The following is a 21319-nucleotide window of genomic DNA, read 5'->3' as shown; positions in this document are numbered from 1 at the left end:
AGGGGGACCATGGCGGGCGACCCGTCCCCTACCCGGAGGGTGCCGTCATGTCCGCGACCGCGCCGGGCGAGGAGCCCGGCCCCCACGGTCCGCTGCCCGCCCGCGGCGAGCCCGCTACGGAAGCCGCTTCGGACGCCGCTCGGGCCGCGGAGCTCCGGCTGCTGCCGGTGCTCCTGGCGCTGACCGTCGTGAGCGGGATCATCGACGCCGTCAGCTTCCTGGGGCTCGGCCACGTCTTCACCGCCAACATGACGGGCAACGTCGCGGTGCTCGGGTTCGCCGCGGCCGGCTCCGGGGAGTTCTCGGGGGCGCATGCGCTGGTCTCGCTCGGCGCGTTCCTGGCCGGTTCGGCGGCCGGCGGGTGGGCCGCACGGATCTTCGCTGGGCGGGCCCGGCGCGCGTGGCTGCGTGCGGCCTTCACCGCCGAGGCGGCGCTGCTCGCTGCCGCCGCCGCGTTCTCGGCGACGGCGCCCGAGACGGCGGCGGCCACCGAGTACACCCTCGTCGCGGTGACCGCGCTCGCGATGGGCCTGCGCAACGCGACCGTGCGCCGCCTCGGCGTGGCCGACATGACGACGACCGTGCTGACCATGACGCTCACCGGCCTCGCCGCCGACTCCCCGCTGGGCGGCGGCCGGAGCGTCAGGACGGTGCGCCGCGTCGGCTCCGTCCTCGCCCTGCTGGCCGGGGCGCTGCTGGGCGGATGGCTGGTGCTCCGCCACGACCTGTGGCTGCCGCTGCTCATTGCCGCGGTGATGAGCGGGATTCTGGTGCCGACGGTTTCCGGACGGGTGTGACGGGGCTCGGTGAAGCAGGGCTCACGGTCCCTGTCACCGGATCGGCGCTCTCCGCGGACGCCGCCGGAGCCGTCGGAGCGGATGGAGCGGCGGGAGCCGTCGAAGCAGCCGGAGCCGCCTGGGCCGCCAGGGCCGGATCCCCGGCGGGGGTGCCGCCGGGGTCGCGCGTGCCGGCGCCCGCCAAGGCACCCTTCAGGCCCTCCCGGACGGTGTCCGTACCGCCGTCCTCACCCCCGCCCCCGGCCGCGGTCGCACTGCGCGGACCCGACAGCAGGTACGTCAACCCGAACCCGACGCCGATCGCCACCGCACCGCCGACCGCGTCCAGGATCCAGTGGTTGCCGGTGGCCACGATCGCGGAGAGGGTGAAGAAGGGGTGCAGCATGCCGAGGGCCTTCACCCACCACCTGCGCGACATCAGCGCGATGATGATGCCGCACCACAGCGCCCACCCGAAGTGCAGCGAGGGCATCGCGGCGTACTGGTTGGTGACCGCCGTCAGCACGCCGTAGTCCGGCTTGGAGAAGTCCTGCACGCCGTGCACGGTGTCGACGAACCCGAGCGCCGGCATCAGCCGCGGCGGGGCGAGCGGGAAGAGCCAGAAGCCCAGCAGCGCGAGCAGCGTGGCGAGGCCGAGGGTGGTGCGCGCCCAGCGGAAGTCCACGGGGCGGCGCACGTACAGCACGCCGAGCACCGCGAGCGGCACGCCGAAGTGGAACGACTCGTAGTAGAAGTCGAGGAAGCCGCGCAGCCAGGGCACGTGGACGACCTCGTGGTTGATCCAGTGCTCGACGTCGATGCCGAGGGTCCGTTCGGCGGAGTGCACCCACCTGCCGTGCCGCTCGGCTGCCGGCCGGTCCCCGCGGGCTGCCTCGCGCACGTAGTCGTAGCCCGAGTAGCAGACGCGGATGAGGAGCAGTTCCAGCAGGACGTTGGGGCGGGTGACGACGCGGCGCCAGAACGGGAGCAGCGGCACGTACCGCAGCCGGGGGCGCGCCCGGGGCGCGTACGCGGTGGGGACCGGGGTCTGGAACCAGGGCGAGGTGCGCGACAGGAACGGCACCGCGCAGGCCGCGGCGAGCACGGCCAGCAGTACGGCGTTGTCGCGGAGCGGGTACAGGAAGGACTTGTTCGGCAGCAGCATGTGCGGCGGCAGCGTCATCACCAGGACCACGGCGACGGGCCACAGATAGCGGTCGGCCGCCCGTCTGCCGACCCGGCCGACCACCGCGAGCAGCAGCCACAGGAGCTGGTGCTGCCAGGTCGTCGGCGAGATGGCGACGGCGACGCATCCGGTCACGGCCACGGCGAGCAGCAACTGCCCGTCCTTGGCGTACCGGACCGCGCGCGGCAGGCCCAGGCCCACGACGAGGGCCCCGAGCGCCAGGAACAGCGCGATCTCCAGCGGGCCCGTCGCGCCGGAGCGCAGCAGGGCGCCGTGCAGGGACTGGTTGCCGAGGCTGTCCGGGCGCGCGCCGAGGCCCACGCCCGCGAGGTGGTGCACCCAGTACGTGACGGAGTCGTGCGGCAGGGCGGCCCAGGCGAGGGCGGTGCAGGCGGCGAAGGTGGCGCCCGTGGAGAGCGTGGCCCTGCGCCGTCCCGTGCACCACAGCAGCACCGTGAAGAGCAGCAGTGCGGGTTGCAGCGCGGCGGCGACGCCGATGAGCACCCCGCTGGCGCGCTGCCCGCGCACCGTGAAGCAGCCCAGCAGGACGAGCAGGACGGGGATGATGCTCGTCTGGCCCAGGTACAGGGCGTTGCGCACCGGCAGGGAGAGCATCAGCAGGCAGATCGCGACGGGCACGGCCAGCAGCGAGGTGCGGCGTGAGACGGGCTGGGGAAGGGCCCGGGCGGCGACGGTGCCGAGCAGCGCCACCAGCAGCAGGGTGCCGAACGTCCAGGCCAGCCCGAGCGCGTTCTCCGCGGAGGCGGCGAGCGGCTTGAGGACGAGCCCGGCGAAGGGCGTGCCGGTGAACTGGTCCGCGTCGTACAGCGAGCCCTTCACGTGCAGCACGCCCTCGGGCCCGATCCATGTCTCCAGATCGGTCAGGCGCTCGCCGGGGGGCTGGAGTTGCACCGCCACGACCTGCCGTACGAAGAGCGCCGCGGCGACCACCCACAGGGCTACCCGCACCGCGCCGAGCCGTGCCCGTGCGCTGCTGCCGACTCCCGGCCCCAAGACCTGTCCCGGTCTGCCGTGTTCCACGTTCGCCACGCCCTGTCAGCCCTCCCGTCCCATTCATCCCTCACACCCGGCTTGCGCCTTCTATGCACCGGTGTGGTGCAGACTCTATGAGCCGGGCACTGATGCCAGCGGGTGAGACGCGGGCAACCTTTCCTTCACTTGACGTCCGCGTCGGATTTGACCGGATGTTGACACTCGCGGTCCCGTGGCACAGACCTCGCACCCCGAACGGTCCGTGCCGGAGATCCCACGGGATCCGCGAGTACCCACCCCTCACGACTCCATATCCTCTCCGTTCCCGTCACGTTTTCCCGACCGTTTACCGCTGTTTTTCCTGGGCCGGCCCCGGTTCACGGCGGCGAGCGCGAGGAGAGCGCCCTGTTCGCCACGCAACGTGAGCGGGCGGGGCGCACATCCACGCAACGTGATCACCGGGTGCGGAGCCACGGACCGGGGGCGGGGACCGTGGGTGCGGGGGTGGCCCCGCCGCGATCCCGCGACATGAATCACAGGGGCCCGCCGCCGTCGCGGCGACCGCGCACGCCGTTCGCGCAGGACAGGGGCCCCTTGATCGCGGAACGCCGCCCCGCGTGTACCGCCCGCAATGCCCCGAGGCGCCCGTATCGTCGCTACCGGGCTGTCCGGGACGGGCAGCCCGCTCGCTTTGGCGCCACCGCTGCCGTCAGGGGCGCGGCACCGCCCCCTGGGGTCCGGTGCCGCGCCCTCGTCCCTGTCGTCGACCGAAAGGCAGGTGAGCAGAACCTTGTCGATCGCAACGCGTGTCCTCTCCCATCTCCCGGCCCCGCCCGCACGCCCGGACTCCCCCTCCGCGGCCCGCGCCCCGGGCGCCACGGTCACCGACCCCGCGCTGGTCAAGCGGGCCGTGAAGGCGGCAGCGCTCGGCAACGCCATGGAGTGGTTCGACTTCGGGGTGTACAGCTACCTCGCCGTCACGCTGGGCAAGGTCTTTTTCCCGTCCGGCAGCCCGACCGCGCAGCTGCTGTCCACCTTCGGCGCGTTCGCCGCGGCCTTCCTCGTGCGCCCGCTCGGCGGCATGGTCTTCGGCCCGCTCGGCGACCGGATCGGCAGGCAGAAGGTGCTGGCCGTCACCATGATCATGATGGCCGCGGGCACCTTCGCGATCGGCCTGATCCCGTCCTATGGGGCGATCGGCGTCGGCGCGCCGGTCCTGCTGCTGGCGGCCCGGCTCGTCCAGGGGTTCTCGACGGGCGGCGAGTACGCGGGCGCGTCGACGTTCATCGCCGAGTACGCGCCCGACCGCAGGCGGGGCTTCCTCAGCAGCTGGCTGGAGTTCGGCACGCTGGCCGGCTACATCGCGGGAGCTGGCCTGGTGACGCTGCTGACCGTGCTGCTGCCGGGCGGCGACCTGACCTCCTGGGGCTGGCGCCTGCCGTTCCTCGTCGCGGGCCCGATCGGCCTGGTCGGCCTGTACCTGCGGCTCCGCCTGGAGGAGACGCCCGCCTTCGCGGCCCAGATGCAGTCGGCGGGCATGAAGCGGCGCCCGAAGGTACGGGTGCGCGAGACGGTCACAGGACAGTGGCGTGCGCTGCTGGTGTGCGTGGCGCTCGTGCTGGTCTACAACGTCACCGACTACATGCTGCTGTCGTACATGCCGAGCTACCTCACCGGACAGCTGCACTACGGCGAGACGCAGGGACTGCTGGTCGTGCTGGGCGTGATGGCGCTGATGATGGCCGTCCAGCCGTTCGCCGGGGCGCTCACCGACCGGCTGGGCCGGCGGCCGGTGATCGGCGCCGGCTGCGCGGGCTTCCTCGCGCTGTCCGTGCCGGCGCTGCTGCTGATCCGGCACGGCGGAGTGCTGCCGCTCGCGCTCGGCCTGGGCGCGCTGGGGCTGCTGCTGGTCTGCTTCACGGCGTCCATGCCCGCCGCGCTGCCCGCGCTCTTCCCCACCCGGGTCCGCTACGGCTCGCTGTCCATCGGCTTCAACGTCTCCGTGTCGCTCTTCGGCGGGACGACGCCGCTCGTGGTGACGGCGCTCATCGGTATGACCGGGAACGTGATGATGCCCGCCTACTACCTGATGGCGGCGGCCGTCGTCGGCGGGATCGCGGTCTGGCGGATGGCCGAGTCGGCGGGGCGGCCGCTGCCCGGTTCGCCGCCGGCCGTCGAGCCGGCGTCCGCGCGGGCCCGCCACCGCGTCCCCGCGTAGCCCCTCCCGGCGCCGGGTGGTGCCACGGGCCGGGGCGGCCGCGGCCGGGTGTGTCCTGCGTCACGGTCGCCCCGTGCAGCGGCTCTCGGCGCGCGCCGGTGGCCGGGGCCGACCTATCATTCGGCCGCGCGGTGCCTCCCGACCTGCCTCGAAGGCCGGCGGGCGGCCCCGGCTCACCCAGCGAACGGTAAGGAGCAGACGTGCTGGAGCTCACGATGGCCGCGGTGTCGGAGGCTGAGACAGGCGCGACGGCGGGCATGCTGATGGCCGACGCACCGAGCGACCCCGGGGCCATGCTGTGCGTGGGCCGGGACCGGAACCTGTGCCGCCTGGCTCCGCCGGACGGCTGGCTGTTCGTCTCCCGCGTCCACCTGGAGTTCCGCTGCGGCCCCGACGGGATCTGGACGGTCACCTGGCTGCGCGGCTCCCAGTCCGAGCCGTCGTCCGACGTCCGGGTGCTGGCGGACGGCTCCGAGCAGTCCATGCCCTACGGGGGCTACTGGCGGATACCGGCGGGCGGCTCCGGCGAGGTGGTCATCCACGACCGCCTGGGCGCACGCTCCGTGAACGTGGGCTACTTCCACGAGATCTGAACACCGGCCCCACCGGCCCGCACCACCGGCGAAAGCGCGGAAACGGATGTCCCGCAGCAGGCGATGCCTCTGCGACAATGGAGGCATGACGGAGCGCAAGCCCCCGGGTATCGGTTTCGAATCGTGGATCGACAAGCAGATCCGCGAGGCTGAGGAGCGCGGCGAGTTCTCCGGTCTCGCCGGTGCGGGCCGTCCGCTGCCCGGCGGCACGGACAGCACGTACGACGAGCTGTGGTGGGTGAAGCGGAAGATGGCCCAGGAGGGCCTGTCCGCCCTGCCGCCCACGCTGGCCCTCCGCAAGGAGGCCGAGGACGCCCTCGAAGCCGCGCACGACGCCCCCTCCGAAGCGGCCGCCCGGCGCATCATCACCGCCGTGAACGAGCGGATCAGGGAAGCGATGTTCAAGCCGCTGCCCGGCCCGCCCCTCGGCAAGAAGCCGTACGACGTCGAGGCCGTCGCCCACGAGTGGCGCGCCCGGCACGCGGACTGAACCCTGCCTGACCCCGCCGCGCCCCGCCCCGCAGCGGCCGGGCATCCTGGTCCCGACGCCGGTGCCGTCCACGTCACGGGTGCCCACGATCATGGCCGTCACGGTCGTGGGTGAGGGGTGCCGCCGTTCGGGGCACCCGTCAGGAGGCGAGGAAGAGGCGCAGCAATGGAACGACTGTTCTCCGACATCTCGATGTCGCTCGACGGCTTCATCGCGGGCCCGTTCGCGGGTCCGGAGCACCCGCTGGGCATCGGCGGCGACCGTCTGCACCAGTGGGTGTACCAGTTGGAGAGCTGGCGGCGTCAGCACGGCCTGTCCGGAGGCGTCCCCGGTCCGGAGTCCGACGCCATGCGGGAGTCCTTCGAGCGGACCGGCGCGTACCTGATGGGTCACGGGATGTACCGGGTGTCCAGCCAGTCCTGGGGCACGCACCCGCCGTTCAGCAAGCCGGTGTTCGTGCTCAGCCACACCCCGAGGGAACCGGACGTGCGCACGGGCGGCACCACGTTCATGTTCGTGACGGACGGCCTGAGGGGCGCGCTCGCACGCGCCAAGGACGCAGCGGGCCTGCGCGACGTCTGCCTGGCGGGCGGCGCCGACATCATCCAGCAGGCGATCGGCGCCGGGGTCCTCGACGAGCTGCGGCTGCACATCGTCCCCGTCCTGCTCGGGTCGGGCACCCGGCTGTTCGACCGGATCGGCGCCGAGTACATCGAGTGGGAGACCAGCCGCGTGAACGGCGCGTCGGGCACCGTCCACCTGACTCTGCGGCCCACGGCGCCGGCTCGGAGCGCCTGAGCGGACGGGGTCTGAGGGTCCTTGGGTCCCGGTCCCCCTCAGGGCTCCTGCCCCAGGGTCCGTGGCTGCCACCCTCGGTCCGCCTCCGGTACGCCTCCGCCCACGGTCCGCCCACGGTCCGCCCGCGGGCTCCCGCCGGTGCCTCACCCCACGGCTCGCCGCAACCTCCGTGGTCTCCTGTGCTTGCGTACCGGCCCGGCATGGGGCCGTTCGTGGTCGGAGCCGCACATCTCCTTGCTGAGGTCCCGCACCAGCTCGCCGAGGTCGGTCGGGCGGCCGGGCCGCCACCAGTCCCCGAGCAACTCGGCCATGCAGGCCTCGCGGGCGCTCTGGAGCCGTTCCGCGGCCTCGTGGCCGTGCCGTGTCAGCACCAGAGGCAGGCCCTGCCGCACGGCCAGCCCCCTCTGCTCCAGCTGCCGTACCGCGGCGGCGAGCACGGGCACCGGGAGCGTGAGGCGCGTGGCGAGGGCCACCGGATCCGTGGCCCCGTACCGGCGGATACGCAGCAGCAGCCATGAGGACGCGGGCAGCAGGTCGTAGCCGGCCCGCTCGGTGATCCGGACGTAGACCTCCCGGCGCCCCTCCCGGCTTGCCAGCAGCGACAGGGCCCGCGCGGCCTCGTCGTGCGAGGAGCGCTCGACCGGGTTGCTGGCCACCGTCTCCGTCCCCTCGGGCGCCCGCACGGACGCCCGCAGCCGGTCCTCGCGCAGGAACCACGCCAGGACGAAGGCGAGGGCCGCGATCGGTGCCGCGTAGAGGAACACGTCGGTGATCGCCGACGCGTACGCGTGCACCACCGGCGGCCGCAGCGCGGGCGGGAGGCGCCCGATGCCGCGCGGGTCCGCCTCCAGCGAGCCGATGCTGAGGCCGGGCGGCAGCGGACGGCCGCCGAGCGCCGACGCGATCTGGGACCCGAGCCGGGTCGCGAAGACCGTGCCGAAGATCGCCACCCCGAAGGACGCCCCGATGGACCGGAAGAACGTCGCGCCGGAGGTGGCCACGCCCAGGTCCTCGTAGCCGACGGAGTTCTGCACGATCAGCACCATCACCTGCATGACCAGGCCGAGTCCCAGCCCGAACACGAAGAAGGTGACGCTCAGCACGAGCGTGCCGCTGAACTCGTCGAGCCGGTGCAGGAGCAGCAGCCCGACGGCGGTGACGGCGGTGCCCGTGACCGGGAAGACCTTCCACCGCCCGGTTCGGCTCACGATCTGCCCGGAGACGGTGGAGGCCAGCATCAGCCCGAACACCATCGGCAGCATGTGCACCCCCGACAGGGTCGGCGAGATCCCCTGCACGACCTGGAGGAACGTCGGCAGGTACGTCATCGCCGAGAACATCGAGAAGCCCACCACGAAGCTGATCACGGCCGCGAGGCTGAAGGTCCGGATGCGGAACAGCCGAAGCGGCAGCACCGGCTCGGCCGCCCTGCGCTCCACGGCCACGAAGACCCCCAGCAGCAGGACGCCGAGCACGGCAAGACCGATGATCCAAGGGGAGCTCCACGACCAGGTCGTGCCGCCGAGCGAGGCGACGAGCACCAGGCAGGTCGCGACGGAGGCGATCAGCACGGTGCCGGGGTAGTCGATGACGTGCCGCCTGGTGTGCACGGGGATGCGCAGCGTGGTGGCGATGACGACGAGCGCGACGATGCCGACGGGCACGTTGACGTAGAAGACCCAGCGCCAGCTCAGGTGCTGGGTGAGCACCCCGCCGAGCAGCGGCCCGAGCACGCTCGTGGTGCCGAAGACCGCGCCGAAGAGCCCCTGGTAGCGGCCGCGTTCCCGGGGTGGGACCAGGTCGCCGACGATGGCCATCGACAGCACGATCAGGCCGCCGCCGCCCAGCCCCTGCACGGCGCGGAAGACGATCAGTTCGGGCAGGCTCTCCGCCGCACCGCACAGGACCGAGCCGAACAGGAAGATCACGATCGCGGTCTGGAAGAGCCGTTTGCGCCCGTACTGGTCACCGAGCTTGCCCCACAGCGGGGTGGTCGCGGTGGAGGCGAGCAGGTAGGCGGTCACCACCCAGGAGAGGTGGTCCAGGCCGCCGAGCTCGCTGACGATGGTGGGCAGCGCGGTCGACACGATGGTCTGGTCGAGCGAGGCGAGCAGCAGGCCCATGAGCAGGGCGCCGATCGAGACCAGGACGCTCCGGGGGCGGGCTTGGCCAGGGGTGTGGTCGAGGTCTTCCGGGCCGCCTCGGTTTCCCGGGCCGTCGTGGTCACCTGGGCCGCCTGCGCCACCGGGGCGGTCGCGGTCGCCCGGGCTGTCCTGGTCGCCGGGGCCGTCGCGCTCTCCGGGACTGTCGTTGTGCGCCGAACTGTCGTCGTCCCCCGGGCCGTCGTTGTCTCCCGGACCGTCATCGTCCCCGGGGCCGTCGTCCTTCTCCCGGCTGTCGTCGTGTGCCGCTACCGCGCCCCGGGAAGCGCCCGTCCCGGAGCGTCGGGCCCCGTTCCGACGCCAGGGTGAGCTGTCCGCATCCTGGGACATGGACACCTCCCGTGAACCTGAGGCCAGAAATTCCTCCGCCACGTTGCCGAAGTAACCCTTTATGGCCCGTTGAGTCCTCGTAAGCCCGTTGGGGACACGGTGGAGCGGCCGTATACAGTGCGCTCAATCTCTCGGTGCAGGTCTCAGGAGAGGGCCCCCACGGTGACCGGAAAGCGTTGCCCGCACTGCGGCACAGAGCGAACGTCGACGGGCGCAGCGGCATGCGCGTGCGCCGGCCGGACCCCTGCCCAGGCCACCGGCCATCCCGGTGACCGCAACCCGCTGAGCGGGACACGCGCGGGGTCGTCCTCCGCGGAGGGCTCCGCAGGCGGGACGAGGGCGGACTGGCAGCGCCGTCACGCCTCCGACGCGGAGCGGCGCCCCGGCGGCGGCACGCTCAGCACGGAGCAGGAAGAGCACGAGCCGCTGTACATGCGCCCCTACGTCTCCCTGCCGGACGCCGAACACGCCTCCGGCTCCGGCTCCGGCTCCGACCAGCACACGTCCGAGTCCGACCAGGTCGCGTCCGAACTCGACCAGCACGCTTCCGACCCCGACCAGGTCGACGACCGGCCCCTGGACACCGAGGCACTGTTCGGGCCGGGGGGTCCGCTGGACTGGAGCATCGAGGACATCTGGGGCCCCAGCGAGGCCACCATCAGGGATTCCGAGGCGTCGGGCGGCGGGACCCGGGACTCGGACGTGGATGCGGAGAGCCAGTCCGGGGATGCCGGGGATACCTCCCCGGGGGAGCCCGAGGCTTCTCGGCAGGAGGCCCGGGTGACCTCTCAGGAGGAGGCCGGGGAGACCTCTCGCGAGACTGCCCGGGAGACCTCTCGGGACGTCCAGGACACGGCCGGCAGGGCCGGTGAGGCGGGCGGTGCCGAGGACGCCGGGGAGCGGCGGAACGCCGACTCCGCCGAGCAGCAGCCGCCGCCCGGCGTTCGGAAGCAGGATCCCGCCGGGTCCGGCGTCTCGGCCGCGGCTCGGCCTGGAGGGTCCACGGGTCCGGTACGGCCCGGCGGGCGGGAACGGGGCCACGAGGCCGGACGCGGACCCACGGCGGGTGCGCAGGGGCGGCCCGGGGACGGCCGGAGGCGCGCGGAGCCGAAGGGCGCGGTGGACCCGCGGAATGTGGCAGACCCGCGGGGCGCGGCAGCCACGCAGAACGCGCCGGGGTCGCAGAGCACGCCGGGGTCGCAGAGCACGCCGGGGGCGCAGAGCACGCCGGGGTCGCGCGAGGCCGCGGGTGGCGGGCGCACCGTGAACGCGACCGGGCCCGGACGCGACCGCACCCCGTCCGCCGCGAGTGGCGCGAACGGTATGGCTGCCAGCCCGAACACGGTCACCGGACGAGACGACGGCAAGGCTGCCGGACCGGGCGGCGGCAGGGCCGCGGGAGCCCGCGGTGCCGTTGCTGCCCGACCTGGCGGCGGCACGGCTGGCGGACCCGGGGGCGGCGCGGCTGCCGCACCCGCGCCGGAGAGCAGCGTCCCCGCGCCGGGAAGCACGGTTTCCGCGTCTGAGAGCACGGGGCCCGCGTATGAAAGCACGGGGCCCGCGACGGGACCGGGCGGCCCGGACGCCGGGCGTCCCCTCGACGTCGGGGACGCCCCGAACCGCACCGACGCCCCTGAGCCGACCGTGCGAGGGCCGCGCCCCGCACGCACCCCGGCCGCCGGAGCCACCAGGGCCGCCGCCGGCGTCGCCGCCTCGGCCACCGTGGACATCGACACCAAGCGCGTCCCCCAGGTCCCCGATGGTGACGGGAGCCCCGAGGGCCGCACAGCCCCGGACAGGTCACGTGGCGGGGACAGGGCAGGCGGCCGGAACGGCCAGATCGGGTCGCAGCCGGGCGGGCGCAAGGGTGACGGCCCGGGTCGCCCGGGTGAGCCGTACGGAGCACGCGGCGCCGCCGATCGGGGCGGCCCGGAGACGGTGGCCTCGCCTGCGCCCGCCCCGCGCCGGCGCCGCCGCGCGGTCGTGCTGGCCGCGGTCGGTGCCGCGGCGGCCGTCGCGTGCGTGGCCGTACTCGCCGGCGGGCTGTCCTCGAACGAGAAGCCGCGGCATGACGACGCCATACCGGGGACCGACAGCGCGACGGGCGCGCCGGAGTCCACGGAGACGGCTCCCGAGGCGACCGGCGCCGCATCGGGCGCACCGGCCGCGTCCGCGCCGCGTTCGTCCACGGCCGGGGCCACCGCCTCGCCGTCGCACCCGATGACGACGCCGACGGCCGCCGTCCCTCCCCCGCCCTCCGCGGCCACGTCGTCCGGGCCCGCCGGTTCCACGGCCCCGGCGCCGCCGCCCCCGGCCGTCCCTGGACCTCTCGTGCTGCGCCTCGGCGACCAGGGTACGGAGGTCAAGGACCTGCAACTGCGCCTGCGGCAGCTCCTGCTGTACCTGGGCAAGGCGGACGGCGTCTACGGCACCAGCCTGGAGAAGGCGGTGGGCCGCTACCAGGACACCCGCAAGATCGACGGCGACGGGCACGGCGTCTACGGCTCGGCCACCCGCCAGAGCCTGGAAGCGGAGACGGGCCAGCCGTAACCGGGGCACGCCCTCAGTCCCGTCACAGCCAGGCGCAACTCTCAGCCCCCCCAGCGGCCCGGGGGGCCTTCAGCCCCCAGACCGGGCGCAGTCCGCACCTCCCAGCCCGGGCGCAGTCCTCACCCCCTCAGCCCGGACACGGCCCTCAGTCCCAACAGAACGGGCGCACTCGTCACGCCAGGAACAGCCGGATCTCGCCGTCCGCGCCCTCCACCCGGGCCTCCGTGAGGTCCCGCACCAGGAACGTGGGCTCGTGTTCGCCGGCGCGCGGGCCGACGCCCACCACCCGCATCCCCGCGGCACGCGCGGCGGTGATGCCGGCGCCGGAGTCCTCGAAGACGACGCAGTCGGCCGGGTCGACGCCCAGCTCGGCGGCGCCCTTGAGGAAGCCCTCCGGATCGGGCTTGCTGGCGCCCACGGACTCCGCGGTGATCCGCACGGCGGGCATCGCGAGCCCGCAGGCGCCCATCCGGGCGGTGGCCAGCGCCACGTCCGCGGACGTCACCAGCGCGTGGTGCAGTCCGGCGAGGGACGCGAGGAACGCACCTGCGCCGGGGATCTCCACGACGCCGTCGGTGTCGGCGGTCTCCTCGGCGAGCAACCGGGCGTTGTCCGCGAGGTTCTCCTCCAGGGGCCGGTCCGGGAGCAGGATCGCCATCGTCGCGTGGCCCTGCCGGCCGTGCGCGACCCTCAGGACCTCCTCCGCGTCCAGGCCCTGCCGTGCGGACCAGCGGCGCCAGCAGCGCTCGACGACGGCGTCCGAGTTCACGAGGGTGCCGTCCATGTCCAAGAGGAGGGCGCGGGCGGTCAGAGGAGTGGGACGGGTGACCGTCATCGGCAGGCTCCGTAGCACGAGGGTCTTCCGGGACGGGCGGGCCCCGAAGGTCAAAGCGTCCCGCCCGCCGGTCAGGCAGCGGGCGGGATCACTTTGTTTCCTCACGATACAAAACGACGCCCGGCACCGCTACCCTCGCCCGAACCCACACCGGACCGAACCCACACCGAGCCCGCACGGGGCCGGAACCACACCGAGCCCGCACGGGGCCGGAACCATACCTGGCCCGACCTCGCACGAGGCCCGAACCCGCACCAGGCCGCACCCCGGCACGAGCCCTCAGGCCACCACCGCCTCGTAGACGCTCCACAGCCCGAGCGCCGCCATCACCAGCGCCGCCACCTTGGTGATCAGCCGCATGGGCACCCGCTGCATCAGCGCCCTGCCCCCGAGGATGCCGATCCCGGCGACCGCCCAGAGCGCCAGGGCCGCCCCGATGGCGACCGACACCGGATCGCCGTAGCGGGCGGCGAGGTTGGCGGTCATGATCTGGGTGAGGTCGCCGAACTCCGCGACGAGGATGAGCCCGAAGCCCGCACCGGACACCCGCCAGAAGCTCTGGTCACGCGGCTTGCGGACCTCCTCTTCGCCCCCCTCGCCCTTGTGGAGGAGCAGCACGGCGGCGCCGGCCAGGAAGAGGCCGCCCGTCACCGCGTGCACCACGCGGTCGGGCAGCAGCGTGAGCACGCTGCCCGCCGCCACGGCCAGCGCCACGTGCACGGCGAACGCGGCGGCCACCCCGGCGAAGACGTAGGAGGCCCGGTACCGCGCACCCAGTACAAGGCCGGCCAGCGCGGTCTTGTCGGGCAGTTCGGCGAGGAAGATGACGCCGAAGACGAGCGCCATCACGCTGAAGCTGATCAAGGTTCCTCAATCGGTCGGGGCTGCCCCGCCGAGAGTGCACAGCGCTTCGCGACACCCCGGCACGGCAGCGCACTCGGCCGCACACGGCTGTGTACGTGCACTGCTTGCCGAAGGTCTCGCTGGCCGACCGGTGGAACGGTCAGCCTCCGGGCGCCGGCTCGGGAGTCCCGAGCAGTGTGTCGACGGTCCGGCGAAGAGCTACTCCCCTTCTGCTCCGCCCATGCTACGCGACGGACGGAACGCACGGCCTCGGCGGGCGCGCGTCCCGGTGCCGGACGGATCCGGACCGCGAGGCCGGGGGGCTCCCTGGGGCGCCCCCGGGAACGTCATGCGGGGCGCCCCAGGGGACATCTCTGGCGGCCTCCCCGGGGCGCCTCTGGGGCATAGGGGGCGAACTCCCCTCTTCTCGCACACCTGTTGGGGACATGAGTACGACAGACGTCTTGATGTGACGTGCCCATGACGCAACGCTGTTACCTGGTGCCCGCCTTCCGGAAACCCGGCGGCGCCACCCTGACCGAGCCCCACCCGGTCGCTACCCCCACACAAAGGGAGTTTTGCATGTCCGATGTCTACGCGCGTCGAATCGGCACGTCCCGCCGCCGGCTGAGCACCCTCGGCGCTGTCGTGGCCACGGTGTCCGCCTGCGCCCTGCTGACCAGCACGCCCGCCCAGGCCTCCCCACCCACCCCGATCGCGGTGTCCACCGCCCACACCTACCTGTCCGAGCTGACCGTGGCCACCGAGGGCTCCATGTCGGGTTACAGCCGCGACAAGTTCCCCCACTGGATCACCCAGTCCGGCAGCTGCGACACCCGCGAGGTCGTCCTGAAGCGCGACGGCACCGGCATCCAGCAGGGCTCCGACTGCTACCCCACGTCCGGCAGTTGGTACTCCGAGTACGACGGCGCCACCTGGACCGCCGCCAGCGACGTCGACATCGACCACATCGTGCCGCTCGCCGAGGCCTGGACCTCGGGGGCCAGCAGCTGGACCACCGCCCAGCGGCAGTCGTTCGCCAACGACCTGACCCGCCCCCAACTGATCGCGGTCACCGACAACGTCAACCAGTCCAAGAGCGACCAGGACCCGGCCGAGTGGCTGCCGCCGCGGGCCGCCTACCACTGCACCTATGCCCGGATGTGGATCCAGGTGAAGCACTACTACAAGCTGACGGTCGACTCCTCGGAGAAGAGCGCCCTTCAGTCGGTGCTCAACAGCGAGTGCTGAATCGGTTGTCCCGCACGCGGGGGCGCTGACCCTCTTCCTCCCACGCCGAGGCGGATCCGGGCGTGGCGGGCGGGCCCCCGCACAACGGCCATGGCACGACCCACGGCGCAGCCCCTGGCACGACCCGCGGCGCCCTGAAGCGCTGTCAGCCCCATCACGAGCCGCCGGGGCCGCCCGGAACCGGTGTGAGCCCGGTTCCGGCGGCCGGCCGGCGGCTTGTGCGTTTCCGGGGGCGTGAGGGCGCCGGAGGGGTGCCGGAGCGTGGCATCCCGGGTGCGGGTACGGGTGCGTGTGCGGGTACGGGAGGCCGTTGACGTGACGTCCGGTCCGCGGGTCGTTCCCGCCCGTCCCGCCCGTCACGCCCGCCCATCCAGATGGCCGCTCGCTCCCGCCCAGCCGATCACTCCCGCCCCCGGCGAACCGATCATTCCCCTGGCCCCCCGAACGTTCCCGGCCACCCTGCGGGACGGTGGCTCCCGCGGCCGTAATCGCCCCTCACCCGGGGCCGGGAGCCGGGGAACCGCCCTTCGGGACCGCCCTCGAACGGCGGAGGGGCCGGTGATCCCGGAGGACGTGACCAGGTCCGCCACCTGGGCACCGACACCGACCCATGCGCCGGCACCGGGACCGCCGCGCCCGTAGGCAAGCGGAGCGCCGCCCCCTGGTCCCATCCCGCACACACGCTCGCGCACCAGCCGCACCACCCACGCCAGTCGCCCCGCCGAGCCCCGCTGCCGCACGCCGCGCCGAGCGCCCGACGGGTACCGGCACCACCGCGCCCCGCCGCACGTCCGCCGCCTCACCCATCCCCCCATCCAGTCGTGTGCATCGATGGCCGAATTGCGTGTCCGTCGTTGAACACACCCCCGTCCGTGCGCGTATGTCCCCCGTGCACGGCCCCGCACCACCCTGCCCGCGCTCCGAAGCCGGACAGTGCGCCTGCGACCCGGTGAGCGACGCCGGATGCGCGTCCGGGAATGGCAATTGTTGAACTTGCAAGAACAACTTAGGTAGACCTAACCTACCTCGCGTTGGTCGCCCTAGGTGTATTGCCCTGTGAGGTTGGGGACGCGGCTGGCGGGTGGTTGGCCTTTCAGCGCGGTGTGTCCGCGGTGGTGATTGTAGGTGTGCAGCCAGTCAGGGAAGGCGTCGCGTCGTTCCTGCTCTGAGCGGTAAGGGCGGGCGTAGGCCCACTCATCGAGCAGGGTGCGGTTGAAGCGTTCGACCTTGCCGTTCGTCTGGGGTCGGTAGGGCCGGGTTCGCTTGTGGGTGATCCCGGCCGCCGCCAGGGCATCGCGCCACAGACGGGACTTGTAGCAGGAGCCGTTGTCGGTCAGCACGCGCTCGACGGTGATCCCGCACGAGGCGAAGAACGCCTGCGCCCGGATCCAGAAGGCGACGGCGGTTTCTTTCTTCTCGTCGGTGAAAATCTCGCTGTAGGCCAGGCGGGAGTGGTCGTCGACGGCGGTGTGCAGGTAGCTGTAGCCGGCGCCGGAGCGGGTCTTGCGGCCCGCTTGGCGGCCAAGGATCTTGTGGCCGCCACCGTCGGGGATATTGCCGAGCTTCTTGATGTCGACGTGGACGAGCTCGCCGGGCCTGGCGCGTTCGTAGCGGCGTATGACGCGGCCGGTGGCCCGGTCCAGATGCGTGAGGCGGGCCAGGCCGTAGCGGGTGAGTACCCGGTGCACGGTGGAGGGCGCCAGCCGCAGAAGGCTCGCGATCCGTGCGGGGCCCCAGCGGCGCAGTACGCGCACCTTGATGATCCGCCGCTCGGTACGTGTCGACGTCTGGCGTGGGCTGGCGTGCGGGCGGCTGGAGCGGTCGGTCATGCCCGCCTCGCCGAGCCTGCGGTAGCGGTCGGCCCACCGCTGTGCCGTTGTCGGCGAGACCTGGAAGCGTTCCGCGGCCCGGCGCAGGGGCCAGTTGTCTTCCACGACGCAGCGGGCCAGCCGCAGTCGTCCTGTCTCGGTCAGGGGTGCATTACGGTGGGGCACGAGGGCCTTTCTGGTCGCCGGTGCAGATGTCGCAATCCACACCGAGCCAGAAGGCCCTCACCTATTTCAAGATCGCTCAGCCGTGGCGTCCGTCACCAACCTCCGTGGACAGAACACCTAGGTCAACCGTTCCGCTGTCCCACCCCCGGTTTCCGACGTCCCCACACCGAAGGAGTCACCTCCCATGTCCGGACGCCTCGACAGCACGCGCCCGTACGCCATCGGGCTGTTCCGCATCGTCGTCGGCCTGCTCTTCGCCTGCCACGGCGCCAGCACGCTGTTCGGCGCCTTCGGCGGGCCTAGCCAGCCCGCCGGTGCCTGGCCCGGCTGGTACGCGGCCCTCATCCAGCTCGCCGCCGGTGTCCTCGTCTTCGTCGGCCTCTGCACCAGGCCCGCGGCGTTCGTCGCGTCGGGGTCGATGGCCTTCGCGTACTTCAAGGTCCACCAGCCCCATGCGCTGCTGCCGATCCAGAACGGCGGCGAGCCCGCGGCCATGTTCTGCTGGGCGCTGCTCCTGCTGGTCTTCACGGGCTCCGGGGCGTTCGCCGTCGACCGGCTGTTGAGGACCGGCGGCGGGCGCGGCGGCCGGGCCGACCAGGCCGGCGAGCAGGCCAGCCCTGCCGGCGAGCAGGAGCCGGTCACAGCGTGACCTTCGGCCCGAGAGCCGCAACCCGAGGGCTGTGGCCCGGAGGTCGTGGCCCGAGGGCTGTGGCCCGAAGGTCGTGGCCCGAGCTCTGTAGCGCGAAGGTCGTGGCCCGAGCTCCGTAGCCCGAAGGCCGTGGCCCGAGCGCTATAGCCCGAAGGCCGAGGCCCGAACTCCGTAGCCCGAAGGCCGTGGCCCGAGAACCGCACCGAATGTGGGCCCACGATCTGCGGCCCAGGACCGGGGCCGGCGCCGGCGCCCGGGCCGCACGCAGGTGAAGGCGCCCACCCCCTTTCGAGGGTGGGCGCCTTCGCCGGCCTTTCGAGGGTGGGCGCCGGCGCCGGTCGTACGACTGCCGTCGCCGTACCGCTCCCAGACGTACCGCTCTCAGACGGGCCGGTCCGGATCCCGTACGGCCGGACCCGGGCCACCCGGGTCCGGCCTCACCCGCCGCCGACCGCCCCGAACGGCACCGTCAGACAGGCGACCCTGGCACCCTTCGTGCCCGGCTCGTCGTGCAGGACGACCGAACGTGCCTGGCCGCTGCGGAATCCCCAGGTGTGGTGGGCCCGCGCCTCACCCTTGCCGCGCGTGTCCGCGGTGAAATCGAGCCACACCTCGTTCTGCGCGTTGACGTATGCGGGGTCGGTCGAGGGTTGTACGGGGTCGACACGGTTCTGGTAGTGGCCGCCTGCCGCGGCCGGGTCCGCGGCGCAGGGCTTGGTGTGTACGTGCACGCCGAACGCGTGCCCCGCCCGCACCCCGGACACGTGCAGACTGACCGTCGTCCCCCGCCTGTCGCTGTTCTGCTGGACCTCGATCCGGGTGCCCGGGGGCACGAGGTTCCTGTCGTAGGTCAGAGCATTCGACGGAACCGTCCCGGACGGCGGCGAGAAGTGCGCCACCGTCCGCAACTCGAAGGAGTCTCCTCCACTCGTCCCGCCGCCCCCACCGGCCGGCACGCCACTCGCGGCCGCCAACACGGCCGCCATGGCACCGGCAAGCATCCCTGCCATCATCGCGTTCCGCTCCTCGTCTAGGGCGCGACTTCGTCATGGGCAATCAGTCGCGTCGTATGAGTAGTTGCTACGCGACCGCGGCGGCGCGCGCCGAATCGGATGCGGCAAATGGGTGAACGTGGTGCTCTGGTGCGCTTCTGGTGACATGACCATCATCACGCACCCCTAAAGGGACTGCGTCCCGCATGGACGCGTACGCTGTATGGCTGTCAACGCGCCGGCCCGTGCCGCCTCCCGCGACCTCGCGGCGTGCCTTGTGTACGGGGGAGTTCGCGTGCTGGAGAGTCTGGGGTCGCTGACCGGCAGCCCATGGATCTATGCGGTGGTGGCCCTCTCCGTGCTGCTGGACGTGTTCGTGCCGGTGCTGCCCAGCGGCGTTCTCGTGATCACCGCCGCCACCGCCGCGGCGGCCGGTTCGCAGGCGTCGACGGGACGGGTGCCGCACGATGTGCCCGACATCCTCTTCCTGATCCTTTCGGCTGCGACGGCGTCGGTGCTGGGCGACATGGTCGCGTACGGCCTGGCCCGGCAGGGCGGCGAGCGGCTGGCCCGCACGATCGGCCGCTCCCGGCGGCTGGCCGCGGCCCAGGAACGGCTCGGAGCCGCGCTCTCCCGGGGCGGCGGCGTGCTCGTGGTGCTCGCCCGGTTCGCGCCGGCGGGCCGGTCGGTCGTCTCGCTGGGTGCGGGCGCCGCCCACCGCAAGGTGCGCGAGTTCCTGCCCTGGTCCGCCCTGGCGGGCCTGGCCTGGGCCGGATACAGCGTCGCCCTCGGCTACTTCGGCGGCGAGTGGCTGGGTACCACGTGGGTCGCCACGGCGGTCTCGGTCCTCGCACTGTTCGCGGCGGGCGCCGGCGCGGGGTACGTGATGCGACGGCCCGCGGACGGGGCGGCGGCGAGTTCCGGGGCGACTGCGGGGGTGGTCTTCGGCGCGGGGGGTGCCGGGGGCGCGGGGGCGGGCTCCGGGACGGATGCGGCGGGCTCGGGGGCGGCGGGGGCGAGTTCCGGGGCGGATTCCAAGGGTTCAGGGAGTTCGGAGGGTTCGGAGCGTTCGGAGGGCTCGGATCGTTCGGAGAGCTCGGAGCGTTCGGAGCGTTCGGAGGGTTCCGATACGGCAGGAGCGGGGTCAGGGACCCCGGGTGCGGGCTCCGCGAGGGCCGGTTCCGCGGCGGCGAGGACAGCCGTGGGCGGTGCTTCCGCGGCGGCGCCGACGGCGAGGCGCGGGGCGCGTCGAGCGGGACGGCGGGGCGATGACCGCGGTACCGGGCGGCGGGGCGGTACCCGCAGCGGCGGTCAGCGGGTTCGATGAGCTGTGGCGCCGGGGGGCGGGGCGGTGCCCGCGGTCCCGCGAGGTCGGCCAGTGGCGAGACACCCCCTGGTGCCCGCTGGTAGCCCGGCATCTCGGGTAGCGGCCGGTGGCCGGCGGCCGAACCGTCGCGAAACCGGTCGGCTGCCGCGCACCCGCCGCGGAGTCGGGGGCTGATATGCAAGTGGCAGGGCGCCGCGCGCCGGCCGGGTCGGTGGCCTCAGCGGCACGGGCCCGAGCGTCCGCAGGGCGGGCGTCCGCAGGTCAGGCGGCTCCGGCGGCCTCGGCGACCGCCGGCCGGCTGCCGCGCACCTCAAGACCGCCGAGAAGTTCGGCGGTGGCGAGAGCGACGGCGTCGACGGCCCGGTCGAACACCTCGCGGTTGTGGGCAGCCGGCGCCCGGAACCCGGACACCTTGCGTACGTACTGCAACGCCGCCGCCCGGATCTCGTCCTCGGTGGCCTCTTCGGGCAGCGCGGGCGGGCGCAGAGTCTTGATGCTTCGGCACATACGGACAGTGTCTCTCACCCTTCCGCCGGGGCCCCACCCTCCCCGGGCCGAATCGAACTCATCGCGCCCATCGCGCCCGCGCCCCGTGCTACACCGCCGCCCCCAGACCGGGCGGCACGTCGGCCCCCGGACCGGAGCAGAAGGCCCACCCGGCCGACCCGGCTCCGGAGACCGCCCCGAGCCGGCGCTCACCCGCGGACCGGTCCAGGGCGACCATGCAACGCGACGGCCATGCAACGCAACGACCACGCAACGCGACAACCACCTGACACCGCGTCGGCGACCGCGACCGCGACCGCCGACGCGACGCGACGCGCGAACGGCACCGGAAGAAACTCGCATCACAAAATCGAACAGGCGTAGCATTGCGGCGTGGCTGCGACTCATGACTTTCCGAGCGATCTCCGCGCAGGTCAGGAGGAGCTGCACCAGGTACGGGCCGAGCTTCTTGCCCTGCTGAAGCGGCTCCCATGGTCGGTGGAACCCCTGGACGGCTTCAGCGACGACGGCGGCTGGCGCAAGATAGAGCGCCCCGCCTCCCCGGGCTGGACCGAGGACGAGCAGGCCGAGGTGGAGAAGCTCCGTGAGCGCGAACGCGAACTCGCCGTCTTCGTCACCTGCCACCGCTACTGGTCCGACCTCCCCGCAGGCGACCGGGTCGAGGCCCGCATGGCCCTGAAGCACACTCCGCCGCCGCGCGCCGGGGAGGACTGAGGGCCGAGAGCACCTCGGGACAGACCAGCGGACCAGAGGTCCGAGGGGAGAACGGTCCGAGAAGGGTCGGGAACCGCCAGGAGGCGGGAAGTGGGGCGAGGCAGGAAACCG

The 21319-nt window shown here is 73.3% G+C and carries 16 protein-coding genes and 1 pseudogene; 10 read left to right on the top strand and 7 right to left on the bottom strand.

All coding sequences use genetic code 11. From position 1 onward, the window contains the following. Nucleotides 1-47 precede the first annotated feature (47 nt). Nucleotides 48-797: a YoaK family protein gene (locus tag Sm713_RS17085; protein WP_212910462.1), complete on the top strand. Its 750-nt coding sequence runs from the start codon at nucleotides 48-50 to the stop codon at nucleotides 795-797. Here the strand turns inward: Sm713_RS17085 and Sm713_RS17080 are convergent. After that, on the bottom strand, nucleotides 742-3012 hold the full coding sequence (locus tag Sm713_RS17080) for a bifunctional glycosyltransferase 87/phosphatase PAP2 family protein (protein WP_212910461.1): 2271 nt from the start codon (nucleotides 3010-3012) through the stop codon (nucleotides 742-744). The genes Sm713_RS17085 and Sm713_RS17080 overlap by 56 nt on opposite strands. Before the next feature lie 739 nt (nucleotides 3013-3751). Here Sm713_RS17080 and Sm713_RS17075 point away from each other — a divergent pair. From Sm713_RS17075 to Sm713_RS17060, 4 genes are all read left to right on the top strand, one after another. Continuing rightward, nucleotides 3752-5173 carry an MFS transporter gene (locus Sm713_RS17075; RefSeq protein WP_212912067.1) on the top strand — a complete coding sequence of 474 codons (1422 nt, stop codon included), beginning with the start codon at nucleotides 3752-3754 and terminating at the stop codon, nucleotides 5171-5173. Between the two features lie 200 nt (nucleotides 5174-5373). Continuing rightward, the gene (locus Sm713_RS17070; RefSeq protein ID WP_212910460.1) at nucleotides 5374-5766 is read left to right on the top strand and encodes a hypothetical protein; all 393 of its coding nucleotides are present in this window, start codon (nucleotides 5374-5376) and stop codon (nucleotides 5764-5766) included. Nucleotides 5767-5851: 85 nt separating this feature from the next. Continuing rightward, on the top strand, nucleotides 5852-6256 hold the full coding sequence (locus Sm713_RS17065; RefSeq protein WP_212910459.1) for a DUF1992 domain-containing protein: 405 nt from the start codon (nucleotides 5852-5854) through the stop codon (nucleotides 6254-6256). A 165-nt stretch (nucleotides 6257-6421) separates the two neighbouring features. Further along, nucleotides 6422-7054, top strand: coding sequence for a dihydrofolate reductase family protein (locus Sm713_RS17060; RefSeq protein WP_212910458.1), 633 nt, complete (start codon nucleotides 6422-6424; stop codon nucleotides 7052-7054). A 143-nt stretch (nucleotides 7055-7197) separates the two neighbouring features. Here Sm713_RS17060 and Sm713_RS17055 read toward each other — a convergent pair whose 3' ends face one another. After that, complete coding sequence (locus Sm713_RS17055; protein ID WP_249416618.1) at nucleotides 7198-9177, bottom strand: MDR family MFS transporter; 1980 nt, start codon at nucleotides 9175-9177, stop codon at nucleotides 7198-7200. A 531-nt stretch (nucleotides 9178-9708) separates the two neighbouring features. On the opposite strand from Sm713_RS17055, the gene Sm713_RS17050 reads away from it, so the two are divergent. Further along, a complete protein-coding gene (locus Sm713_RS17050; RefSeq protein ID WP_212910456.1) occupies nucleotides 9709-12096 on the top strand; it encodes a peptidoglycan-binding protein in 2388 nt (795 codons plus the stop codon). Between the two features lie 172 nt (nucleotides 12097-12268). On the opposite strand, the gene Sm713_RS17045 is transcribed toward Sm713_RS17050, so the two are convergent. Both Sm713_RS17045 and Sm713_RS17040 read right to left on the bottom strand, forming a co-directional pair. Continuing rightward, complete coding sequence (locus Sm713_RS17045) at nucleotides 12269-12931, bottom strand: HAD-IA family hydrolase (RefSeq protein ID WP_212910455.1); 663 nt, start codon at nucleotides 12929-12931, stop codon at nucleotides 12269-12271. A 279-nt stretch (nucleotides 12932-13210) separates the two neighbouring features. Further along, the gene (locus tag Sm713_RS17040; RefSeq protein ID WP_212910454.1) at nucleotides 13211-13795 is read right to left on the bottom strand and encodes a TMEM165/GDT1 family protein; all 585 of its coding nucleotides are present in this window, start codon (nucleotides 13793-13795) and stop codon (nucleotides 13211-13213) included. A 561-nt stretch (nucleotides 13796-14356) separates the two neighbouring features. Between Sm713_RS17040 and Sm713_RS17035 the strand changes: the two genes are divergently transcribed. Further along, entirely contained in the window at nucleotides 14357-15025 is a 669-nt protein-coding gene (locus Sm713_RS17035; RefSeq protein ID WP_212910453.1) for an HNH endonuclease family protein, read from the top strand. A 1040-nt stretch (nucleotides 15026-16065) separates the two neighbouring features. On the opposite strand, the gene Sm713_RS17030 is transcribed toward Sm713_RS17035, so the two are convergent. Further along, nucleotides 16066-17019: an IS481 family transposase gene (locus Sm713_RS17030; protein ID WP_212910452.1), complete on the bottom strand. Its 954-nt coding sequence runs from the start codon at nucleotides 17017-17019 to the stop codon at nucleotides 16066-16068. Nucleotides 17020-17203: 184 nt separating this feature from the next. Between Sm713_RS17030 and Sm713_RS17025 the strand changes: the two genes are divergently transcribed. Further along, on the top strand, nucleotides 17204-17668 hold the full coding sequence (locus Sm713_RS17025) for a DoxX family protein (protein WP_212910451.1): 465 nt from the start codon (nucleotides 17204-17206) through the stop codon (nucleotides 17666-17668). Between the two features lie 437 nt (nucleotides 17669-18105). Here the strand turns inward: Sm713_RS17025 and Sm713_RS17020 are convergent, their stop codons facing one another. Further along, nucleotides 18106-18669, bottom strand: a complete 564-nt coding sequence (locus Sm713_RS17020) for a superoxide dismutase family protein (RefSeq protein WP_374195994.1) — start codon at nucleotides 18667-18669, stop codon at nucleotides 18106-18108. A 286-nt stretch (nucleotides 18670-18955) separates the two neighbouring features. Here Sm713_RS17020 and Sm713_RS17015 point away from each other — a divergent pair. Next, nucleotides 18956-19561 (top strand): annotated as a pseudogene (locus tag Sm713_RS17015) (DedA family protein); the annotation flags it as partial. Nucleotides 19562-20248: 687 nt separating this feature from the next. Here Sm713_RS17015 and Sm713_RS17010 read toward each other — a convergent pair. Further along, nucleotides 20249-20494 (bottom strand): DUF2277 domain-containing protein, encoded by a 246-nt coding sequence (locus Sm713_RS17010; protein ID WP_212910449.1) that lies wholly within the window; start codon nucleotides 20492-20494, stop codon nucleotides 20249-20251. Nucleotides 20495-20866: 372 nt separating this feature from the next. On the opposite strand from Sm713_RS17010, the gene Sm713_RS17005 reads away from it, so the two are divergent. Next, nucleotides 20867-21208, top strand: a complete 342-nt coding sequence (locus Sm713_RS17005) for a hypothetical protein (RefSeq protein ID WP_212910448.1) — start codon at nucleotides 20867-20869, stop codon at nucleotides 21206-21208. Nucleotides 21209-21319: the final 111 nt, after the last annotated feature.

The sequence above is a fragment of the Streptomyces sp. TS71-3 genome (assembly GCF_018327685.1).
Taxonomy (GTDB): Bacteria; Actinomycetota; Actinomycetes; order Streptomycetales; family Streptomycetaceae; genus Streptomyces.
This window is presented reverse-complemented; position numbering and strand designations above follow the sequence as displayed.

What these genes read in the sequence shown, in the direction of transcription:
- Sm713_RS17065 (WP_212910459.1), top strand. Translation starts at nt 5,852, where the DNA reads ATGACGGAGCGCAAGCCCCCGGGTATCGGTTTCGAATCGTGGATCGAC.
- Sm713_RS17020 (WP_374195994.1), bottom strand. Translation starts at nt 18,669, where the DNA reads ATGCTTGCCGGTGCCATGGCGGCCGTGTTGGCGGCCGCGAGTGGCGTG.
- Sm713_RS17010 (WP_212910449.1), bottom strand. Translation starts at nt 20,494, where the DNA reads ATGTGCCGAAGCATCAAGACTCTGCGCCCGCCCGCGCTGCCCGAAGAG.
- Sm713_RS17035 (WP_212910453.1), top strand. Translation starts at nt 14,357, where the DNA reads ATGTCCGATGTCTACGCGCGTCGAATCGGCACGTCCCGCCGCCGGCTG.
- Sm713_RS17045 (WP_212910455.1), bottom strand. Translation starts at nt 12,931, where the DNA reads ATGACGGTCACCCGTCCCACTCCTCTGACCGCCCGCGCCCTCCTCTTG.
- Sm713_RS17085 (WP_212910462.1), top strand. Translation starts at nt 48, where the DNA reads ATGTCCGCGACCGCGCCGGGCGAGGAGCCCGGCCCCCACGGTCCGCTG.
- Sm713_RS17060 (WP_212910458.1), top strand. Translation starts at nt 6,422, where the DNA reads ATGGAACGACTGTTCTCCGACATCTCGATGTCGCTCGACGGCTTCATC.
- Sm713_RS17055 (WP_249416618.1), bottom strand. Translation starts at nt 9,177, where the DNA reads ATGGGCCTGCTGCTCGCCTCGCTCGACCAGACCATCGTGTCGACCGCG.
- Sm713_RS17025 (WP_212910451.1), top strand. Translation starts at nt 17,204, where the DNA reads ATGTCCGGACGCCTCGACAGCACGCGCCCGTACGCCATCGGGCTGTTC.